15 protein-coding genes are annotated in these 19173 nt (G+C 72.5%); 11 read left to right on the top strand and 4 right to left on the bottom strand.

Annotated elements, in window-relative coordinates; translation table 11 throughout:
• Positions 1–9: 9 nt before the first annotated feature.
• The gene (locus IEZ01_RS02195) at positions 10–336 is read right to left on the bottom strand and encodes a nuclear transport factor 2 family protein (protein ID WP_028798221.1); all 327 of its coding nucleotides are present in this window, start codon (positions 334–336) and stop codon (positions 10–12) included.
• Between the two features lie 68 nt (positions 337–404).
• Complete coding sequence (locus IEZ01_RS02190) at positions 405–788, bottom strand: SH3 domain-containing protein (protein ID WP_019891112.1); 384 nt, start codon at positions 786–788, stop codon at positions 405–407.
• Between the two features lie 327 nt (positions 789–1115).
• On the opposite strand from IEZ01_RS02190, the gene IEZ01_RS02185 reads away from it, so the two are divergent.
• The 9 genes from IEZ01_RS02185 to IEZ01_RS02145 all read left to right on the top strand — a co-directional run bounded on the left by IEZ01_RS02185 (position 1116) and on the right by IEZ01_RS02145 (position 12148).
• Complete coding sequence (locus tag IEZ01_RS02185; protein ID WP_158685734.1) at positions 1116–1841, top strand: PQQ-binding-like beta-propeller repeat protein; 726 nt, start codon at positions 1116–1118, stop codon at positions 1839–1841.
• A 40-nt stretch (positions 1842–1881) separates the two neighbouring features.
• Positions 1882–4326, top strand: a complete 2445-nt coding sequence (locus IEZ01_RS02180; RefSeq protein WP_019891108.1) for a WD40/YVTN/BNR-like repeat-containing protein — start codon at positions 1882–1884, stop codon at positions 4324–4326.
• Between the two features lie 205 nt (positions 4327–4531).
• The gene (locus tag IEZ01_RS02175; protein ID WP_189199526.1) at positions 4532–6097 is read left to right on the top strand and encodes a sigma-70 family RNA polymerase sigma factor; all 1566 of its coding nucleotides are present in this window, start codon (positions 4532–4534) and stop codon (positions 6095–6097) included.
• Between the two features lie 190 nt (positions 6098–6287).
• Positions 6288–6473: a hypothetical protein gene (locus IEZ01_RS02170; protein WP_019891105.1), complete on the top strand. Its 186-nt coding sequence runs from the start codon at positions 6288–6290 to the stop codon at positions 6471–6473.
• Positions 6457–6741, top strand: coding sequence for a hypothetical protein (locus tag IEZ01_RS02165; RefSeq protein ID WP_019891104.1), 285 nt, complete (start codon positions 6457–6459; stop codon positions 6739–6741). Before IEZ01_RS02170 ends, IEZ01_RS02165 begins: the two co-directional genes overlap by 17 nt.
• A gap of 56 nt (positions 6742–6797) precedes the next feature.
• Positions 6798–8381 carry a WD40 repeat domain-containing protein gene (locus IEZ01_RS02160; protein WP_229832656.1) on the top strand — a complete coding sequence of 528 codons (1584 nt, stop codon included), beginning with the start codon at positions 6798–6800 and terminating at the stop codon, positions 8379–8381.
• A 115-nt stretch (positions 8382–8496) separates the two neighbouring features.
• Positions 8497–9096, top strand: a complete 600-nt coding sequence (locus IEZ01_RS02155) for an LURP-one-related family protein (RefSeq protein WP_019891102.1) — start codon at positions 8497–8499, stop codon at positions 9094–9096.
• A gap of 352 nt (positions 9097–9448) precedes the next feature.
• Positions 9449–11500, top strand: coding sequence for an RICIN domain-containing protein (locus tag IEZ01_RS35575; protein ID WP_267907244.1), 2052 nt, complete (start codon positions 9449–9451; stop codon positions 11498–11500).
• Positions 11501–11596: 96 nt separating this feature from the next.
• Positions 11597–12148, top strand: coding sequence for a hypothetical protein (locus IEZ01_RS02145; protein ID WP_189199522.1), 552 nt, complete (start codon positions 11597–11599; stop codon positions 12146–12148).
• 32 nt (positions 12149–12180) lie between these two features.
• On the opposite strand, the gene IEZ01_RS02140 is transcribed toward IEZ01_RS02145, so the two are convergent.
• Positions 12181–12429, bottom strand: a complete 249-nt coding sequence (locus IEZ01_RS02140; RefSeq protein ID WP_019891099.1) for a hypothetical protein — start codon at positions 12427–12429, stop codon at positions 12181–12183.
• Between the two features lie 32 nt (positions 12430–12461).
• The gene (locus tag IEZ01_RS02135; RefSeq protein WP_019891098.1) at positions 12462–12707 is read right to left on the bottom strand and encodes a DUF6296 family protein; all 246 of its coding nucleotides are present in this window, start codon (positions 12705–12707) and stop codon (positions 12462–12464) included.
• Between the two features lie 254 nt (positions 12708–12961).
• On the opposite strand from IEZ01_RS02135, the gene IEZ01_RS02130 reads away from it, so the two are divergent.
• Together IEZ01_RS02130 and IEZ01_RS02125 are read left to right on the top strand one after the other, a co-directional pair.
• Positions 12962–15619 (top strand): DUF6603 domain-containing protein, encoded by a 2658-nt coding sequence (locus tag IEZ01_RS02130; RefSeq protein ID WP_189199519.1) that lies wholly within the window; start codon positions 12962–12964, stop codon positions 15617–15619.
• Positions 15616–19137: a hypothetical protein gene (locus tag IEZ01_RS02125; RefSeq protein ID WP_189199517.1), complete on the top strand. Its 3522-nt coding sequence runs from the start codon at positions 15616–15618 to the stop codon at positions 19135–19137. Before IEZ01_RS02130 ends, IEZ01_RS02125 begins: the two co-directional genes overlap by 4 nt.
• The last annotated feature ends 36 nt before the right edge of the window (positions 19138–19173 follow it).

Below are 19173 nucleotides of genomic sequence, written 5' to 3'. Positions count from 1 at the left end.
GGGGGCCGTTCAGCCGAGGAAGCGCACCAGGTCGATGAGGCCGTCGGTGACGCGGTAGGCGACCAGTACCCGGATCGGTCCGTCGGCGACACCGTGGGCGACCTCGTGGTCGACGACCCAGCGGCCCTCCGTCATGCGCGCCTCGATCTCGGCGCGGCAGCGGCCGTGGGCGAACTGCTCGGCGTAGACCCGGCGCAGTTCCCCGGCGCCCTCCAGGGTGGTGCCGTCGCGCCGTTCGATGGTCACGTCCTCGGCGTACGTGGCGACGAAGCCGTCCACGTCATGGGCGTTGTACGCCTCCAACTGCCGCTGCACGACGCTCACCGGATCGATCACGAGGGCGATTGTGCCAGCGCCCCCGGCGGCCGTGCCGTCGGGGGCGCCCGGGATGATCACCTCGCGGGTCAGCACCACTTGACCGCGTGGAGGTTCTGCACGTAGCGGGCCGAGACCCAGCCGTTCTTCGCCTGGAGGCGGTACCAGAGGGTGTTGCCGTTGACCCAGTCGCCGCGCTTCTTGCACTGCAGCGTCACCAGCTCGTGGGGGTGGACGACGCCGACCGCTCGCGCGTATGTGCTCGGCTGGGTGCGGACGTTGAGCGGGACCTTCGAGACGACCTTGCCGACCGGGTGTCCGGCGTGGTGCTTGGCGGTGTCCTGCACGGAGCCGACGGTGGCTTCGCTCCGCTTCGGGTCGTCCTCGTCCGCGACCGCGGCGCTCGCACCGGCCAGCGCCAGCACCGCGCCGGCGGCGGTGAGGGCGAGGGCGGTCCTTGTGGGCTTCAGCATCAAAGGGCTCCTTTGCAGCGCGGGATGTGCTCCGCCGCGGAGGGCGGCAGCGGAAGGCGGACGGAGACGGCCACGCCGACCCGCCGCCGAGGACGACCATGCGCGCAGCGCTGCCGATTGTCCGGCTGGCGCACCGCCATATGACCCGAAAGGGGGCGGTTCGCCGCGGCGGCCTCGCCCGTGACCGGAGTCGGCAGCCGTACAAGCGTCAACCACCAAGTGGAGCCGGGGGAAACGGCCGTGATCCCGTTTGCCGCCCGCCCTGCCCGGAGGGACGATGAAGAAGAGCCCTGGCTGATTCCCACGATGTCCCACCTTGGGGGCCGGATGGCGAGAGTCCCGCGCGGCGTCGTCGACGCGGGTGGCAGGCAAGCCGTCGTACACGACAAGGAAGGCGCCCTGATGGCGCTGGACCTGGCGAACGGCGCCGTGCTCTGGCACCACGCGCCGAGCCTTCGGCCCTGCGCACTGCCGGCCGGCACGGTCGTCACGGTGCGGATCACGCCGTCGCCCGCGCTGGCCGTCGTCCTGCTCGACGCCGCGACCGGGAACGACCGCTGGGAATCGGAGCCGGTCGCGTTGGAGCCCTGGGTGCGGTGCACCCTCGACGACACACCTGATTTCAGCCTGCGCACCGAGACGGACGAGGCCGCGGACGAGGTGCTGATCCACTGGCACGCCCGCGGCTCGTACCGTGGCGGCGCCGCGCCGAGCCCGCAGGTCCTGGCCGCGGCCGCGCGTGAGGCGCGCGGCGTCCTGCGGGTCGATGTCGCGGCCCCTTCCGTGGACGCCCTGCCCGAGGCCGGGGCGGCCGGGTCCCCGGGCCCGCCGGAGGCCGAGGCGGTGGACGCCGGCGCCGAGGCGCTCGTACCGCCGCCCGCCGCCGATGTCCTGGACCGCAGCCAGGTCGGCGACCAGCGGCTCGAGCTCGCCTTCGAGCCGGACTCCGGGGCAGTCGTCCTGCGGGCGGTGGACCCGCCGACGGCCACGGTGCGATGGGCGGTGGAGGTGGACCACACGACGACGCGGCGGGCGCCCAAGCTCCCGCCCTAGCCCGACCCCCGCACGAACCATCCCTCATCAGGGGCATGCCATGACCATCTCGGACGAAGAGCTCGCAGAGGCCAAGCACATCAGCGTGGAGCAGGTGCAGTTGCTGCGCGAGGCCCGGGGGACGACCAACGCCACACTGGAGACCCTGTCGGACGCCGCGGTGCGCAAGGCCCTGCGCCGTCTCGACCAGCCCGACATGCCGACGGCCCGCGGGCTGTTCCGCGTCGAGCAGGAGCGGGGCGACGACGGCACGGTCAAACCCCATGCGCTGGCGCAGGCGTTCCGGCAGGCCGAGACCCTGCTGACGCGTGTGTCCACCGGGGCGGTGACGGCCGGCGTTCCCACCGGTCCCAACGGCCACCGCACCCGAGGCGGACCGGCCCCCACGGCGGGGATGCAGCTGGCCACCTGGGAGTGGCTCGGCCCCGGCAACATCGGCGGACGCACCCGCGGGCTGGTGATCCATCCTCAGCAACCGCTCAAGATGTGGGCCGTCAGCGCCGGCGGCGGCGTGTGGCACACCAAGAACGGCGGCGCCGACTGGCAGCCCGTGGACGACTTCCTGGAGAACCTCGCCTGCGGCTGCATCGCGATGGACCCCTCCGCTCCCGCCACGATGTACGTGGGCACGGGCGAGGCGTTCCAGAACGTCGACGCCATCCGCGGCAACGGCATCTTCGTCACGACGGACGCCGTCGACTGGAAGCCGATCCTGGCGACGCAGACCCCGGACTTCCAGTTCGTCAGCCGGATCGCGGTGTCGCAGTCCGGGAAGGTCCTCCTCGCGGCCACCTCGACCGGGCTCTTCCGGTGTGCCGACCCGGCACGGGCGACGTGGACCCAGGTCCTCGACGTCCCCCTCGGCGACGTCCGCTTCGACCCTTCCGACAGCAAGAAGGCGGTGGCGGGGGCGCTGCAGGACGGTGCCGCATGGTTCAGCCGGGACGGTGGCATGAGCTGGCAGCTCGCGTCCGGCGGCCCGTGGATGGGGCGCGTCGAGCTCGCCCACGCCGCGAAGGACCCCGACATCGTGTACGCGTCCGTACAGATGACCACCGGCCAGATATGGCGCTCGCAGGACGGCGGCGCGACCTACCGGCGTCGGCGGACCCTGTCCCCGGACGGTGTGGTGGCGGACTACCTCGCCAACGACCAGGGGTGGTACGACAACACCATCTGGGCGGGGGACCCGACCGACTCCGATCTGGTGCTGGTCGGCGGTATCAACCTGTGGCGCAGCACGGACGGCGGCGACCATCTGGCCGAGATCAGCACCTGGTCCGAGCCCCGCTCGGTCCACGCGGATCAGCACGCCATCGTCTCCCACCCCTCGTACGACGGTGTCACCAACAGGACCGTGTTCTTCGCCAACGACGGCGGGGTCTTCAAGGCGGCCGACCTGGCCGTGGTGGGAAGTGAGCCGCGGCCCCCGTTCATCACCGGCTGGACGGAGCTGGTCAACAACTACGGCGTCACCCAGTTCTACGGCGGGGCGGGCCACACGGGCAGCGGCAAGATCATCGGTGGTGCGCAGGACAACGGCTCGCTCGTCTTCGACCCCGCGCTCGGCCCCGAGGGCTGGCGGCAGTTCTTCGGCGGCGACGGGGGCTGGTGCGCCGCCGACCCGACGAACCCGAAGGTCTTCTACGGCGAGTACACCAATCTGCAGCTCCATCGCAATACGGACGGCGCCTCCTCCAACGACGAGTTCGGGGACACCTTCATCAGCGGGAACGTCTTCGTCCCCGGGCAGGGATGGACCTGGAAGCCCGTGCCGTTCCGTATCACGGACGCCATGAACGGCAGCTCCGGCGCCCTCTTCATCGCACCGTTCGTCCTCGATCCGAACAACGAGAACCGGATTCTCGCCGGTGGTCTGTCGCTGTGGCGGACGAACAACGCCAAGGAGCCGACCACCTTCACCAGAGGTCCCCGCTGGGATGCGATCAAACCCAGCACGGGATCGAAGATCAGCGCCATCGCGGTGGCCCCCGGCGACCCCGACCATGTGTGGGTGGGCCATATGAACGGCATGGTGTTCCGTACCACCAACGGCACCGACACGACCCCCGCCTGGGAACGCCTCGGGATCACCGGCCCCAGCCCGCTCACCCCGCGGCGCGGCTGCCTCTGCATCACCCTGCACCCCACGGACCGGGACACCGCGTACGTCGCCTTCGGCGGGTACGAGCGCGGGAACCTGTGGACGACGACGGACGGCGGTGCGCGCTGGACCGACCTCGCCACCGCGCTGCCGCCCGCGCCGATCCGGGCCGTCGCGATCCATCCGCGGCAGACGAAGTTCGTCTACGCCGGAACGGAGGTCGGGCTGTTCGCCAGCGAGAACGCCGGGGCCAGCTGGTCGCCGACGAACGAGGGGCCGACGAACTGCTCGGTCGACGATCTGTTCTGGATGGACGAGACGCTGGTGTGCGTGACGCACGGGCGGGGGATGTTCCGCATCGACCTGTCCACGGTCCCGTAACCCCGTCCAACCCGCCCCCGACCAGGCCCTGAACAGGCCCTGAACAGGGCCCTGACGACGAGGATCCACCTACCGGACGGCCCCACGCGGCGCCTCCGTGAGCGGCATGACAAGCTGCTGATCAGTTTCTGTTATCCGCACGGAGGCGCCGCGTCTCCTGAGTGTCGGAGGAGTCGGGCCAGAGTTCCGGGAGAGTGGACACAGCGTGAGCAACCAACCAGAAGCCGCGGTCGTCAGGGCGGCACAGGCCGGGGACCAGGAGGCCCAGGACCGGCTGGTGGCCGAGTACCTCCCGCTGGTCTACAACATCGCCGGACGGGCCCTGAACGGGCACCCGGACACCGACGACGTCGTGCAGGAGACCATGGTCCGCATGCTCAGCGGCCTGGACGGGCTGCGCAGCCTGGACAGTTTCCGCAGCTGGCTGGTGGCCATCACGATGAACCAGGTCCGCGGCCACTGGAGGGACCAGTCGGGGGCGATATCCACCGGCCGGGGCCTGGAAGACGCCTACGACGTCGTGGACCCCGGCGCCGACTTCGTGGACCTCACCATCACCCGGCTGGGGCTCTCCGGCCAGCGCCGGGAAGTCGCCGAGGCCACCCGGTGGCTGGACGAGACGGACCAGGCCCTGCTGTCGCTGTGGTGGCTGGAGGCCGCCGGCGAGCTGACCAGGGCGGAGGTCGCCGCCGCGATGGAGCTGTCCCCGCAGCACACGGCGGTGCGGGTGCAGAGGATGAAGGCCCAGCTGGAGGCGGCCCGGGTGGTGGTCCGCGCACTGGCCGCCGACCCGCGCTGCGTCCTGCTCGGCTCGATGGTCGCGCAGTGGGACGGTGAGCCCTCCGCGCTGTGGCGCAAGCGGATCGCCCGCCACGCCCGCGGCTGCTCCGTCTGCTCCGGACACTGGTCCGGGCTGATACCCGCCGAGGGGCTGCTGGTGGGTCTCGCCCTGGTGCCGGTGGCGGCGCTCGGGGCGGGCACGGCGACCGACACGCTCACCACGGTCGCCTCCCATGCCCCGCTGCCGGGCGGCCGGGCGGTGCTGCGCCGCGAGCGGTACCGGCGCCGCCGTCGTACGGCCGTGGTCGCCGCGGCGGTCGCGGCGCTCGTCGTCGGCGGGGGTACGGCCCACCTCCTCACCGCCCCCGAGGACGGCGAGAAGGAGGCGGCCCCGGTGGCCGCGGTCCCGCCCCCGGCCTCCCCGGCGCACGCCATCCAGTCCCCGCCGCCCTCCCCCACGCCGAGCGCCTCGCCCTCCCCGTCGAAGAGCCCCACGCCGAGCGCCTCGCCCTCCCCGCCGAAGACGGCCCGTCCGTCGCCGACCCCCACGCCGTCCAGAACGACGGCGAAGCCGACGCCGAAGCCGGCGCCGCCCGGGGAGGCCTCGACCAGTGACGCGCGGAAGGTCGCGGAGCTGGTGAACGCCGAACGGGCCAAGGCGGGCTGCGGCCCGGTCCGCACCAACAGCAAGCTGGCCACGGCCGCCCAGCGCCACTCCGAGGACATGGCCGCCCGCGACTACTTCGACCACACAAGCCCGGACGGCACCGACCCGGGCGACCGGATCACCGCGGCCGGATACCGCTGGAGCACGTACGGCGAGAACATCGCCCGTGGTCAGCGCGGCCCGGCCCAGGTCATGGACTCGTGGATGAACAGCTCCGGCCATCGCGCGAACATCCTGAACTGCTCCTTCAAGGAGATGGGCGTCGGCATCCACGAGGGCTCCGGCGGCCCCTGGTGGACCCAGGCCTTCGGCACCGCGCTCTGACACTCCGGGACCGGACACGGCCCCGGCCGCGTAACTGGCTGGCACGACCAACGGTACGCAGCCGGGCCGGGGCCTCCCCTCCCCCAACGGTCGTACTCCGAGCCGGATTCGTCCCGGTGGCGGATTGACGACGCCCGCTCGGCAGCACAATCCCCCTGGCCATGGACGTCGTGAAGTTGGGGGGATCGACATGGAACCGATCGCGGTGGGCGCCGTCGTGGGGCTGCTGGCCTCGTACGCCCAGCACCTTGCCCAGGGAATGTTGGACACCGCCGTCACCGAGCGGCTGCGGGGCTTGTGGGACACCGTCTCCGCGCGCTTCGGGCGCGACACGGCCGACGAGGACGCCCTGCTCCTGCTTGCAGGCCCAGCCTGAGCAGGAGCGGCGGCGGGAGGCCGTCGGGCGGCGCCTTCAGGAGGCGGTCGACGCGGACCCGGAGTTCGCGGCGGAACTCGCCGCGCTGGTGCGGGCGATGGGGGAGCAGTCCGGGGATCCGGCCGGGCGGCAGCTGGAGAACGTCGGGGTCGCGGCGATGGACCAGGCGAAGGTCGAGATGCGCGGCCGGTACGTGGCCGGGGGCAGCCTGACGGTGGGCACGGACAACACCACGACACCTCTCACCACCCCGGCCGAGGACGGCTGAGCACGGCGCGGGGCTCGGCGGGCCGTGGGGCGGCGGCGGCCGTCCTGGCCGTGTTCATGGTGCGGCTGCCGGGGTACGCGGCGGTCTCGGCCGTGGCGGTGGACGCCGAGGCGGGCGTGGTGCTGGCGGGCGACGCGGACGGCAGGGTGACGCGGTGGACGGTGCGGGGTGCCGCGCTGCCGGGGCTGCCCCTTCCGGCCACGGTGCGGGCGATCGTGGTCCACCGGCCGGGCGTCGCCGCCGTGACCACCGTGGCGGCTCAGGTGCTGGAGGTTCCCACGCGCGCGGGGACGGCCCGGCCGCTGCCGGTGGGGCCGCTCGGCGTGGGAAGGGACCACGCGGCGGCGGCCGTTCCCGGCGGCGGTCTGGTCATGGTGGACGGGGCGGCCGTCCACCGGTGGACCGGGCGCGCCGAACCGCTGTCGGCCGACGCGCCGGGTGCCACCGCCGTCGCCGCGGTGGCCGGGACGGTGTACGTGGGGGACGGGACGGGCAGGGTCCGGGCCTGGACCGTGGACGGGGCGCCGCGCCCGTACAGCGAGGTGTTCACCGGCCCGCGTTCCGACGCCGTGACGGCCCTGACGACGGACGGGGCCCTGCTGTCGGCGCTGACCCGGGACGGGCGGCTGGTGGTCTGGGACCTCACCGTCCGCCGCTCCCCCGCCGCCGGTCCGCAGCCGGCCGCGGCGGGCCGGGAGGTGACGGCGGTGGCGTACGGCCCGACCGGCACACGGGCGGTCGGTGACAGCGGCGGCGCCCTGCACCTGTCCGGCGGCAGGCCGCACTCCGGGGTCCGTCTCGATCTGCCTGGTGGCGGGGTGCGCGGCCTCGTCTGGACGGGGCCGGACACGGTGGTGGCGGCGACGGCCGACGGCGTCCTGCACGGTGTGGACCTGCCGACCGGTGAGGCAGAGGTCCTGACGAGCCGCCGCGCGGCGTTCCGAGGCCTGTGGGCGGCGGGCGACGGCACTGTGCTTGCCGCCTGGGACGATCAGGTGCTGCTGCGCGCGCCGGACGGCAGGAGCGCGCCGCTGCGGGGGTTCTCCGGCTCCGGCGTGCGTACGGCCGCGTTCGGCCCGCACGGCGAGGTCGCGCTTTCGTACGGCTCGGTCACCGAGCCGCGGGTCCTGCTGTGGGCGGGCGACGCGACGAGGACCCCGCCGCGAGTGGTGCGCACGGATCACCGGCTGTTCGTGGCCTCCCTCGCCTTCTCCCACGATGGCCGCACGCTCGCCACCGGCAGCGACGACCGCACGGTCGCCCTGGGGGACGTCCGGGACGGCGCGCCGCGCGGTGCCCCGCTGACCGGTCACGGCGACACGGTGCGCGCGCTGGCCTGGTCGGCGGAGGGCCGGCTCGCCTCGGGCGCGGAGGACGGGACGGTACGTCTGTGGGACACCGGCTCGTCGGAGCCGGGGCTCGGCCTGCCGCTGCGGTACGCCGACGACCGCCCCGTCACCGCGCTCGCCGCCTCACCGGACGGGCGCGAACTGGCCGCCGCCAACGGTCCGTTCACCGTGGTCTGGCCGTTCGGCGCGACGGCCTGGACGGAGCTGGCCTGCGAGGTCGCGGCCGGCGTGCGCCTGGGGCCGGACGCGGCCGGTTACGCGGCGGGAGAGCGACTGGAGAACCCCTGCTGAGAGCGCGGGCGAGACGAACGTATCGGCCGGTCGCGACTTTCGGTGACTGCCCGGCGGGGTCTGCGAGCGGCATCGTGAAGGTCGACGACGCGGGATCGACAGCGGGGGTACGGGCATGAGCCGGGCGACGCGGACGGATCGGCGGTTCTTCATCGAGCAGCGGCTGACGCCGATGGCCAATCGCTACGAGGTACGGGCGGCCGCTCCCGACGGCGGCGCAGAGGAGATCGTCGCCTTCGCCCGGCAGAAGCGGCGCGCACTCAAGGAGCAAGTCACCTTCTACACCGACGAGTCGGCGCGGGAGGTGCTGTTCACGTTCAGGGCGCGGCAGGTCGTGGACCTGGGGGCGACCTATGACGTGGAGGACGCGGCCGGGCAGCCGATCGGCCGGTTCCGGAAGGACTTCGCCGCGTCCCTGCTGCGCGGCACCTGGCATCTGAGCCAGTCCGGCACCGTCGAGGAGTCCACCGGCCGGGAGCGCAACCAGGTGGTGGCGGTCGTCCGGCGGGTGTGGTCCTTCGTCCCGTTCCTGGATTTCGTGCCGTTCGCCTGGCCGTACCACTTCGACTTCACCGAGGCGGGCCGGCCCATCATGTCGGTGGACAAGCGACTGGGTCTGCGGGACCGCTACGTCCTGGACATACCGGCCCAGGACCTCGACCACCGCCTGGCGATAGCGCAGGCGGTGGCCCTCGACGCACTCCAGTCCCGCTAGCACTCCAGCACCTTGGGCATTAGTCCACCTTATGGGCTCGCCAAGTCTTCGTTTCCGGCGGTACACCATGCGTAATGGCAACAATTCCTTGGAGTGAGGGATTCCGTTGACGCGGAGTCAAATTGCGGATTTCTCTATCTCGATCCGATAACAGAGAATCAGAATAGGGCTAGACCAATCAACCGCGCTTCGCTCAACTACGGCCCCTGGTAAGCAAATTGACCCTTCATCACTTTGAACCGCCAGGTAACGGAACGCACATATTCTTTCGGTCCCTCTATGTCTGAATTTTCCGCCTCCGGCGTTCTGGCAGGCTGCCGCGCACCGTTCTCCGATCAAGAAGAGGTGCGACTTGTCAGGACGTCGAAGACTGAAGCCGCAGCGCCGCAAGACCCCCCGGCTCATACTCGCGACGGCCGCCGTCGCGGCCATGGCGGTCGTGGGAGGCGTGGCCTACCAAGCCGCCCAGCCGGCAGCCGGGACGGACCGCCCGCTGTCGCTGGCCCAGCCGGCCGACACACCGACCGCGGCCCCCGAGCCGGCCGCTGAACCGACACGGGAGAAGGATCCCCAGCCCCTCACCAAGAAGCCGAAGAGCGAGCCCGGACGCGGACTCGTCTACGAAGGCCTGGCACCCGCGCCCGAGGGGGATCCGTGCGCCGGCGTCTACCGCACAACCGCCGGCCACTGCACGCACGGCCCGGACGCCCCGCCGAAGGGCGTCGACATCAAGAAGGACACGCCCCCCGCCGTCAGGACGACCGTCCCGGCAGAGGACCCGGCCAAGCCGGAGCGCGGCAAGTCCGCCGACAAGCCGTCCGGCGCCGCGCTGCCCCGCACCGCCACCCCCGCGCTCGACGCCGCCGCGCCCAGGGCGGGCGGCCCGCCGGCAGCCGGGACCTCCGGCGCCCGCAAGGCGCCCGCGAACGGGCCCGCCGGACAGACCGTGCAGTGCGACGGTGACGGCACCACGGGCAACCGCGTCCAGGTCGTCTACGCCCACGCCCCCGGGAAGGACAGGTACGCCACGTACCTGGCGTCCTTCCGCAAGTGGGCGGCCGACGCCGACCTGATCTTCTCCGAAAGCGCCAAGGACACCGGTGGAGTGCGGCACATCCGCTACGTCACCGGCGCCGACTGTGTGCCGACGGTGCTCAACATCGAGCTCCCCGCCTCGGCGATGGCCGAGTTCAGCGCCATGAACCGGGCGCTCGCCACCCGGGGCCTCGACCGCCGTGACCGCAAGTACATGATCTTCGCCGACACCCAGGTCTACTGCGGCATAGGCACCTTCGCCGGTGACGAGCGACCCACCCAGAACAACCTCAGCAACTTCGGCCCCTCCTACGGCCGTACGGACACGGGCTGCTGGGGTGGACACACCGCCGCCCACGAACTGGGCCACAACCTCGGCGCGGTGAACAACAGCGCACCCAACACCAGCCGCGGTGCCCACTGCACCGACGAGTGGGACGTGATGTGCTACTCGGACAGCCCCTACTACCCGAAGATGCGCACGGTCTGCCAGAACGGTGCCTACGAGAACCGGCTGGACTGCAACCACGACGATTACTTCCACACCAATCCCAGGCCCGGCACCTATCTCGCCACGCACTGGAACATCGCGGAGAACCAGTTCCTCATGAGGAACAGGGGCACCACGCAGCCCAATCCGACCCCCACACCCACCCCGACTCCCACGGGCGGGCCGACGACCGGAGCACCCGCCGTCAGCGTCGGGCAAATTGCGCCGGACTCCGCCGTGGCCACCTGGAAGGCCGTCGAGAACGCCGCCTGGTACCAGCTGTTCCTGGACGGCAAGTCCATCGGTTGGGTACAGACGAACAGCGCCCGCGTCTACAACCTGAAGCCCGGTACCAACTACACCCTCGCCGTCTCCGTACGTGACAAGTCCGGACGCGACACCGGCCCCGGCAAGGCCACCTCCTTCCGCACCGCCGGCAACGGCGACGGCACCACGCCCAACACGCGCTATCTGCTCACCAACGGCCCCACCGGAACGGCCGCGGAGGTCTGGGGCGGCAGGACCGCCGACGGAACCGTCCTCGTCGGATCGCAGCGCAACGGCTACGCCCAGCAGCAGTGGTACGTCGACGACGCGGGCAACGGCTACAGCCGCATCCGCTCGGCGGCCTCGGGCAAGTGCCTCCAGACCGGCGGCACGGCCGGCCCGGGCATGTGGGTCGCCCAGCAGCCGTGCGGCAACGTCGCCGCGCAGCAGTGGAAGCTGACGCCCACCGGTAATGGCGTGATGATCACCGCAGGTACGAGCCGCTTCGCGCTCGGCGTCAGCAACCGGCCGTACTACGGCTCCTGGCTGATCGAACTCCAGCACGCGGTCTCCGGGCCCGCGCAGATCTGGACGCTCCAGAAGTCCGCTTGATCCCTCTCCCGCCGGCTCCGGCCGGCATGACGGCCGACGGGCGGCATCGCCGCCCGTCGGCCACCCGACACCGACTTTCCTCAACGGAGGACAACTGTGCACGCAACGCGTTCAGCGGCCGCGGCCACCGTGCTGGCGGCGACCGTGTTGACCGCCTTCGGCACCGCAACCGCCCACGCCCACGGAGGCACTCTGGCGGTCGACATCACCGGACACGAGCGGGGACACGTGACGGCCCTCGTCACGTGGGAGAACGACAAGGACTCGGTCGACGAGCGAGTCGCCGCCACCGTCAACGCCGTCAGCCCCGACGGAACCCGTACGGCCGGGCCGTGGGTGCTGGTGCCCGACCCCTCCGACGCGAAGCGTTTCACCACGGCCGAGGTGCTGCCGCCCGGCCGCTGGAAGGTCTCCGTGGAGGTGGGCCACCCGGCCCTGGGCCGGGACGAGGCGGACATCACCGTGGCCGCCGCACCGGCGAGGCCCGCACCGGAGAGGCCCGCACCCGTCGCACCGCCACCGGCCGAACCCACCGCGGACGCGGGTCCAGGTCCGTTCCGGACGGCGCCGGTCGCCACGGGCATCCTGCTGGCCGGCTGCGCTGCCGCATTCCTCGCCGTACGGCACAGGCGCCGCAGCCGGGGGTAGCGCCCGCCCCTTGCCTCCGAAGGAGGACAGCCCTAGACGTCCAGCGGGCCGGGCGCAGGAGTCTGGTCGCCGTCCGCGCGGTCGCCGTCCTTGGACGAGTTCGGGAACATCAGCCATGAACTCACGGTGATCAGGAGCATCGAGCTCAGCCCCAGGCCCATACGGAACAGCCGCATGCTGCCCGACCAGTCATGGGGCGCACCGAAGACGACCCAGAAACCCAGCGCTATACCGACGAGGAGGACGACCGTCGCACAGGCGCGACGCAACACAAGACTCATACGATCATGATCGCAGCCGCCTGGGCACCCCGTCATCCTCCGGCGACGGGACGGACCTTGACCCGTGAGGCGGGCTCCTGGTGGCCACCGCTGGCGATCATGCGCACCTCACCGTGGTCGCCGATCTCCGCCTGCACGATCCCCGTGTCGTCGGCGTAGATCGGATGCCCTCCGGGGCCGGTCCGGTCGGTGCGGTGCACGAGGACCACGTCCTCGCCGCCCGGTACCGCCTGGTCAGGGTCGGCGAATACCAGTTCGTACCTGCTGTCCCGTCCCATTCCGGCCTCCTCGCCACCCGATGCCCTCCGGCGGTTTCGTCCACCACGGGGCGAATGACTCCTCGGCACCATTATCGTGCCGCGGGGCCTGCCGCGCGGGGCCGAGCGGAGCAATACCGGTCAGTCGTGCGGATGAGCCGGCGGCGCCCGCCTTGTGGCCGGGGCGCCGGTGACCAGGATGGTGAGGGCGCCCTGTCCGTTCCCGTCGGCCCATCCCGTACGGGAGCTCCTCCGCACACCGGAAAGACGCCGCCATGGCCTCAGTCGTCGGTTTGGCCACCCAGCTCCGTTCCGGCCTGTCAGGGACTCTCCCCTCCCTCGGCGGCATCTCCCAGGGGCCTGAGCGGTGGGCGGCGCTCGGCACGGCCCTCGGGCTTCCGTCCGGTACGGACATGACTGCCGCCACCCTGCTCGCCCGGCTGGCCGGGGTGGACGACGGCCAGGCCGGAGAGCTCTGGCCGCGTCTGGTCGAGCTGCTGCGGGGAGCGACCGACCGGGCGGGCACCTCATGGAGCCTGGAGGTCCCGGGCGCGGTGAGCGCCGCAGGCGGGCAGGTGCACGTCCTCGGCCCCACGCTGCCGACGCCGTTCACCGTGAAGCTCCTGCTCGACACAGAGGTGCACCTCGCTCAGGGGCTGCGGCTGCCCGGGGGCAGTTCGCTCAGCCTCACCGTCCCGGCCGATCCGGCCGACGCCGCATTGAAGCTGGATCTGCGTTCCCTGCGGCTGGCGCTGGGCGCGGGGGACGGACTGCTGAGCCTGCTCGTCCCCGGCGGCGTCGTACTCGAAGGAGACGTACCGGCCCGGGTCGACGCGAAGGGGGTCCATTTCGAGGGCGGTTCGCGCAACGCACTGGCGCTGCCGCTGAAGAGCGCGCCCCCCGGGCTCCGCGCGCCGTCGCTGTACCTCGCGCCCAGGGACGGCGGTCTCTCCTTCACCGCTTCCTTCGGTGCGTCGCTCCTCGGCCTCGCCGACGCGACGGTCGACGGCGTCGGTACCGTGGTGGGGCCCGGGGCCGCCACCTCGGTGGTGGGCCCGACGGGCATCGGCCTGAGCCTGGCGCTCGGCCCGGCCCGGGGGTCGGGGTTCCTGGACGGAAAGGACGGCGAGTACCGGGGCGCGCTCGCGCTCAGCCTCGGTCTGGTCGAGGTCCGGGCGTTCGCCATTCTGCGGACGCGGCAGGAATCGCTGCTGGTCGCGCTCAGCGCGGAGTTCACCCCGCCGATCGAGCTCGGCCTGGCGCTCACGCTCAACGCGGTCGGCGGCATCCTGGGCGTCAACCACGCCATCGACCAGTACGGGCTTGCCTCCGCCGTGCGGTCCGGCCATCTTGACCACGTCCTTTTCCCCGAGGACCCCGCCACGGCGGCGCCACAGATCCTCAGCACCCTCGCATCCGTGTTCCGCACAGAGCGGGGCAGCCGGGTCGTGGGGCCCATGCTCCGGCTCGGCTGGGGCCGTCCGGTGTCCTTCGTCACCGCCGACATCGGCCTGATCCTCGAACCGACCAGTGGCACCACCGCCCTGCTCGGCCGCCTCAGGGTGGCGCTGCCCGCGCCGCAGGCTCCGATCATCGACCTGCGGGCCTCCGTCGAGGGCCTCGTCGAACCCGACGGCACCGTGCGGCTCTCGGCCGATCTGTCCGGCTCCCGCCTCCTGACCTCCTCCATCGAGGGCGGCATGGCCTTGCGCATCAGCCCCGGCGCAGGGCCTGGGTTCCTCTTCAGCGCCGGTGGCTGGCACCCGGAATTCCCCGCGCCGGCCGGCTTTCCCCCGCCCAGACGGCTGTCCCTCGCCCTGTCCGACACCCCGCTCCTGCGGATCGTCTTCAGCGGCTACCTCGCGCTCACACCCGGAACGGTCCAGGCCGGCGCGGACCTGGCGGTCGTCATCGGCAGCCGGAGCACCGGAGTGACCGGACATCTCCACTTCGACGCTCTGGTGCGGTGGGAGCCGAGCTTCGGTGTGGTCCTCGACCTGCGCGGCGGGTTCGCGCTGCGGTTCGGCGGGAGGACGATCTGCTCGGTGCAACTGCGGGTCCGGGTCGAGGGGCCCACGCCCTGCTGGCACATCGCGGGACGGGCCACCGTCTCCCTCTTCTTCATCGACATCGACTTCCCTTTCGACGAACACTGGGCCTGCACCAAGCAGGTCACCGCCGACCCCCCGCCGGACATCGCCCTGCGGCTGGAACAAGAGCTGGGCAACGCCCGCAACTGGGCGCCCCTGGTGCCGCAGGGCACCGGCCCGCTGGTGTCCCTGCGCGCCGGCGGCAAGGACGCGGGCCGACTGCTGCACCCGCTGGGACGGCTGCGGTTCACCCAGCGGGTGGTGCCCCTCGGCGTCCTCGTCAGCCGCTTCGGCGCGGCACGGCTGCCCACCCCGACGGCCTTCGACGTGACCGTCGGGTTCACCGGCGGCACGGGCACGAGCACCGACGTCACGGAACACTTCGCGAGGGCCGACTTCTTCGAGCTCACGGACGCGGAGAAGCTGAGCCAGCCGTCGTTCGAGCGGCTCCGCTCCGGCAGCGAGCTGACCCCTCCGCCCGACGCACCGTCCGCGACGCGGTACACGGCCGACCTGAGATACGAGAGCAAGTGGCTCGGCGCACCGGACGAGGACCCCCAGCTGCCCCGCTGGGCGGCGAGCGAGGCCTATCTGAACCACACCGTTGCCCACGGCGCGGTGGCCATGGGCGGCGCCCACACCGCCCGTACGCGGTATGTCACCAAGGCGACGTGCCCGAGCGGTCTGCGGGAGCGCGCGTTCAGGATCGTCGACGCCGACACACTCACGGCGAAGGCCGAATTCCCCCATGAAGTCCCGTTCACCAAGGCTGCGGAGGCCCTCCTGTCCGCTCCCGGCCGCGCACGGCTCCATGTCGTACCCGTACACGAGGTGAGGCCATGACGTCGTACACCTTCGCCTCCTGGGACCGGACCGGCGCCGCGGCCTCCCTGCGTGACGTGGACGACCTGCGGCGCACCGCACCCGTGCGCGGCACGCTGTCGGCCACGGCGTCCGTCAAGGGCCGCCCCGCCGCGGTGCCGGTACCGTTGTCTCTGTACGGTCCGGGCGACGTCCTCGCCGTCGATCCGAAGCAGATCGTGCGGCTCTACCCACGGCCCGGCACACCCGACGCGGAGACCACCCGTTTCCCGCTGGTGGAGTTCGACCGCACTGATTTCCCCTGGCTGTTCACCCCGCTCGCGCCCGTGTCGGGCGGTGAGCTGCGCCCCTGGCTCACCCTGGTCTGCGTCCCCACGGCGGCCGGGCGGCCGAGGCGGCGGCCCGGAAAGCCGCTGCCGGTCCTGCAGGTCTCCCCCACGGAGCTGCCCGACCCGGAGTTCCTGCACCTGTGGGCGCACTCCCAGACCATCACCGGCCACAAGGACGACACCCGCCGCTCGCTCTCCCGGCTGATCGCGCCCCGCCGGCTGCTCCCGCACACCGAGTACGCCGCCTGCCTGGTACCGGCGTTCGAGGCAGGGCGGCGCGCCGGCCTCGGCGAAGAGGGCGGCGACCTCTCCCGCGCTTGGAAGGCGACGGACGACGCGGCGACGCTCCCGGTCTACCACTTCTGGACCTTCTCCACCGGCGAGGCGGGCGACTTCGAGACCTTGGCCGCCCGGCTGCGGTGCAGACCGCTGACCAAGGACACCGGCCGGCGGAAGATGGACGTCAGCAGGCCCGGCCCCCTCATCCAACCCGGGCCGGGACAGCACACACTGGACGTCGAGAGCGCGCTGAGAAGTCCCGCGGCACCGGACCGCACCACATGGCCGGTGGACGCCCCGAGCACGGCGTGGCAGAAGGCGCTCGCCTCCGCCCTGGACCTCGCCAAGACGGTCGACGGCGAGGAGGACCCGGAGGTCCAGCCCCCGCTGTACGGCGGCTTCCACGCCCTGTGCGCCCGGGTCGGTCCCGCGCTGACGGGCTGGCCCCACACGCTGAACCTCGATCCGCGCTGGCGGGTCGCCGCCGGGCTCGGCACCCGCTCCGTCCAGCGGGAGCAGGAGCAGCTGATGGCTTCGGCGTGGAGCCAACTGGCCGAGGCCCAGGCGGCGAACCGATTCGTGGACCTCGCGCGGTTCGCCCGACTGGTCGGCGGGAGCCTGCACCGCCGCCATGTGCGGACCCTGTCCACGGACGAGATCCTGCACCTGGCCGTGCCGTTGAAGACCAGGGCGGTGTTCGGTACCGCGACCCTTGCCCACACGATCCATGGCAGTGCGCTGCCGACGGCGCTGTCCACCACGGCGTTCCGCCGCGCCGTCCGACCGCGTGGCGCGCTCTGCCGGCGTGTTTCCCTGATCGCCCCGTCCGCGGGACCGGCGCAGGCCCAACGGCCGTTCGCCGCCACGATCGCCTCACTGGCGGCGTCCGGCAAGGGCCTCGCGGTGGCTCCGGTGGCGCCTGACGGCACGGTCTCCTTCGGCGTCGCCCCCCAGCGCGTGGTCAGCGCCCAACGGCTGCCCGCCGTACTGGCCGCGCTGGGGTCGTACGGAACGGCTCCGCTCGGCTGGCTGGCGCTGGGCAAGAAGGCCGAGACGCGAGCGAAGCTCCTTGACCTGACGACCGATCAGCTCAGCGCGCTCCCGGACATCCCGGCCGCCGCCTTCGAGGCGGTCTTCCCGCTCCGGGCACTGCCCGAAATCGGGGTGTCCGAGCGCTATCTGGCCCAGGTGCGGCTGACCACCGGCGGCGCGCTGATGCTCCCCTCGGGGAGGGTGACCGCCGTGCCCCTGCTCCCGGCGTCCTCCGACGTGGCGACGGGCGGTGCCTTCACCGGCTCCTGGTCGGGCCCCTGGAGCGAGAGCAGCCGGCCCCTGCCGGCAGACCACTGGGACGGGACTTGCGGCGGTACGTGGACCCGCGGGGGCGCCGGCGGTACGTGGCGGGGACGGTTCGCCGGGCTCTGGAACGCCAGGCCCGAGGGCGGGCCCGGCGGGTTCTGGCGGACCGTGCTGTGCGGAACGTGGGAGTCGGGCGAGGAACGGGGCACCTGGCAGGGGGTGGCCAACGGCACCTGGGATCCGCGGTCCACCACGTCCGACGGGTCCTTCACGGGCGTCTGGCAGTCGGCCACCCGCCGGGGGACCTGGCACGGGAGCTGCCCGGGGACCTGGGACTGGGACAAGAGCGGGCGGGCCGGGATCTGGCGGGCCGACTGTGCGGGCAGCTGGCTCCAGGACGCTTCGGACGGCGGCGCTGGCCAGGACGCGTGGCAGGAGAGCGATCTCGCCGCCATCCTGGGCGGCTGGCAGGCCGAGGGGTCGATCCCGCTTTCCACCCTCTTCGGGCGTGACCGTCTGAAGGAGGTGGCCGGCCGGCTGCCCGCGGCCGCCGTCCTCGGCATCACCCCCGCGGACGGCCGTGCGATGGTCACCGCGGCGCTCGACCGGATGTACCGTCCGGCCGACGCCCCCGTGGTCCCGCCCCGGGCGACCTTCCCCGCGACCGATGCCCGCACCACCGTGACCGCACTCCTCGACCCCCGGGCGGCGATCGACACCGTCCTGCGCTCCCGGGTCGTCCGCCCCGCCACGGAGCAGCCGGGAGCTCCCGTCCAGTGGGCGCCGACCTTCGCCGACGCGATGTGGAAGCCGCTGGCCGCGCAGTCCACCGAGTGGATGCTGGCCGGTCTGGAACGGGTCGAGGCCGACACGGCCGCCCTCGCGTTCACCAACCCGTGGTTCGTCGCCGCCTACATGACCGGTGCCAACCATGAGTTCGCCCGGGAGCTGCGCTGGCGCGAATACCCCACCGACCAGCGGGGCACGTACTTCACCCGGTTCTGGGGGGCCGACCCCGACATGCCCGCGCTGACGCGGTGGGACACCACACTCCAGCTGGGCGCCCACCTCACCGCGCCGCCGAAGCGTCTCGTCCTCCTGCTGCGCACGGCCCTGCTCCGCCGCTACCCCGGCCTGATCGTCTACGCCGCCCCACTCACCGGCCCACTTGGACAGGAGCGCCAACCCGACGACGCAAATGCCGAGCATCCGATCTTCCGGGGGACGCTCGATCCGGAGACCGCCTTCTTCGGCTTCCCCCTGACGGAGGAGGACGTTCTCGTCAAGCCATGGGGCTTCGTCCTCGCCGAGCATCCGACCGAGCCGCTCTTCGGCCTGGACGATCCCGCGACCGCCGAGACGCTGGCGTGGGGAGACCTCTACAGGCCGCCGCCGGAAACGGACCCGCCGACGTTCGCCGACGACTGGAACGACCTCAACTGGAAGCACCTGTTCACGTCCTCGGAGGCGTACGAGGCCGCCAAGCACGCCCCCTCTGCCCTGCTGTCCAGCGTGTCCCATGGCGGTGTCGTGTGGGGCGCGAGTGCCGCGGGGACCGCCCGCCAGTGCTTCCAGCAGCCGGTACGGGTGGTCATGCCCGCCAAACGGCTGCTCCGCGAGGAACCGGCCTGAGCCGGACGAGACGAGCCCACCGACCGCGCCGCACCC

It is taken from the genome of Streptomyces purpureus (assembly GCF_014648195.1).
Taxonomy (GTDB): domain Bacteria; phylum Actinomycetota; class Actinomycetes; order Streptomycetales; family Streptomycetaceae; genus Streptomyces; species Streptomyces purpureus.
This window is presented reverse-complemented; position numbering and strand designations above follow the sequence as displayed.

Coding starts and splice junctions, on each gene's coding strand:
- IEZ01_RS02190 (WP_019891112.1), bottom strand. CDS start 788: ATGCTGAAGCCCACAAGGACCGCCCTCGCCCTCACCGCCGCCGGCGCG.
- IEZ01_RS02185 (WP_158685734.1), top strand. CDS start 1,116: ATGGCGAGAGTCCCGCGCGGCGTCGTCGACGCGGGTGGCAGGCAAGCC.
- IEZ01_RS02180 (WP_019891108.1), top strand. CDS start 1,882: ATGACCATCTCGGACGAAGAGCTCGCAGAGGCCAAGCACATCAGCGTG.
- IEZ01_RS02170 (WP_019891105.1), top strand. CDS start 6,288: ATGGAACCGATCGCGGTGGGCGCCGTCGTGGGGCTGCTGGCCTCGTAC.
- IEZ01_RS02160 (WP_229832656.1), top strand. CDS start 6,798: ATGGTGCGGCTGCCGGGGTACGCGGCGGTCTCGGCCGTGGCGGTGGAC.
- IEZ01_RS02155 (WP_019891102.1), top strand. CDS start 8,497: ATGAGCCGGGCGACGCGGACGGATCGGCGGTTCTTCATCGAGCAGCGG.
- IEZ01_RS02140 (WP_019891099.1), bottom strand. CDS start 12,429: ATGAGTCTTGTGTTGCGTCGCGCCTGTGCGACGGTCGTCCTCCTCGTC.
- IEZ01_RS02135 (WP_019891098.1), bottom strand. CDS start 12,707: ATGGGACGGGACAGCAGGTACGAACTGGTATTCGCCGACCCTGACCAG.
- IEZ01_RS02130 (WP_189199519.1), top strand. CDS start 12,962: ATGGCCTCAGTCGTCGGTTTGGCCACCCAGCTCCGTTCCGGCCTGTCA.
- IEZ01_RS02125 (WP_189199517.1), top strand. CDS start 15,616: ATGACGTCGTACACCTTCGCCTCCTGGGACCGGACCGGCGCCGCGGCC.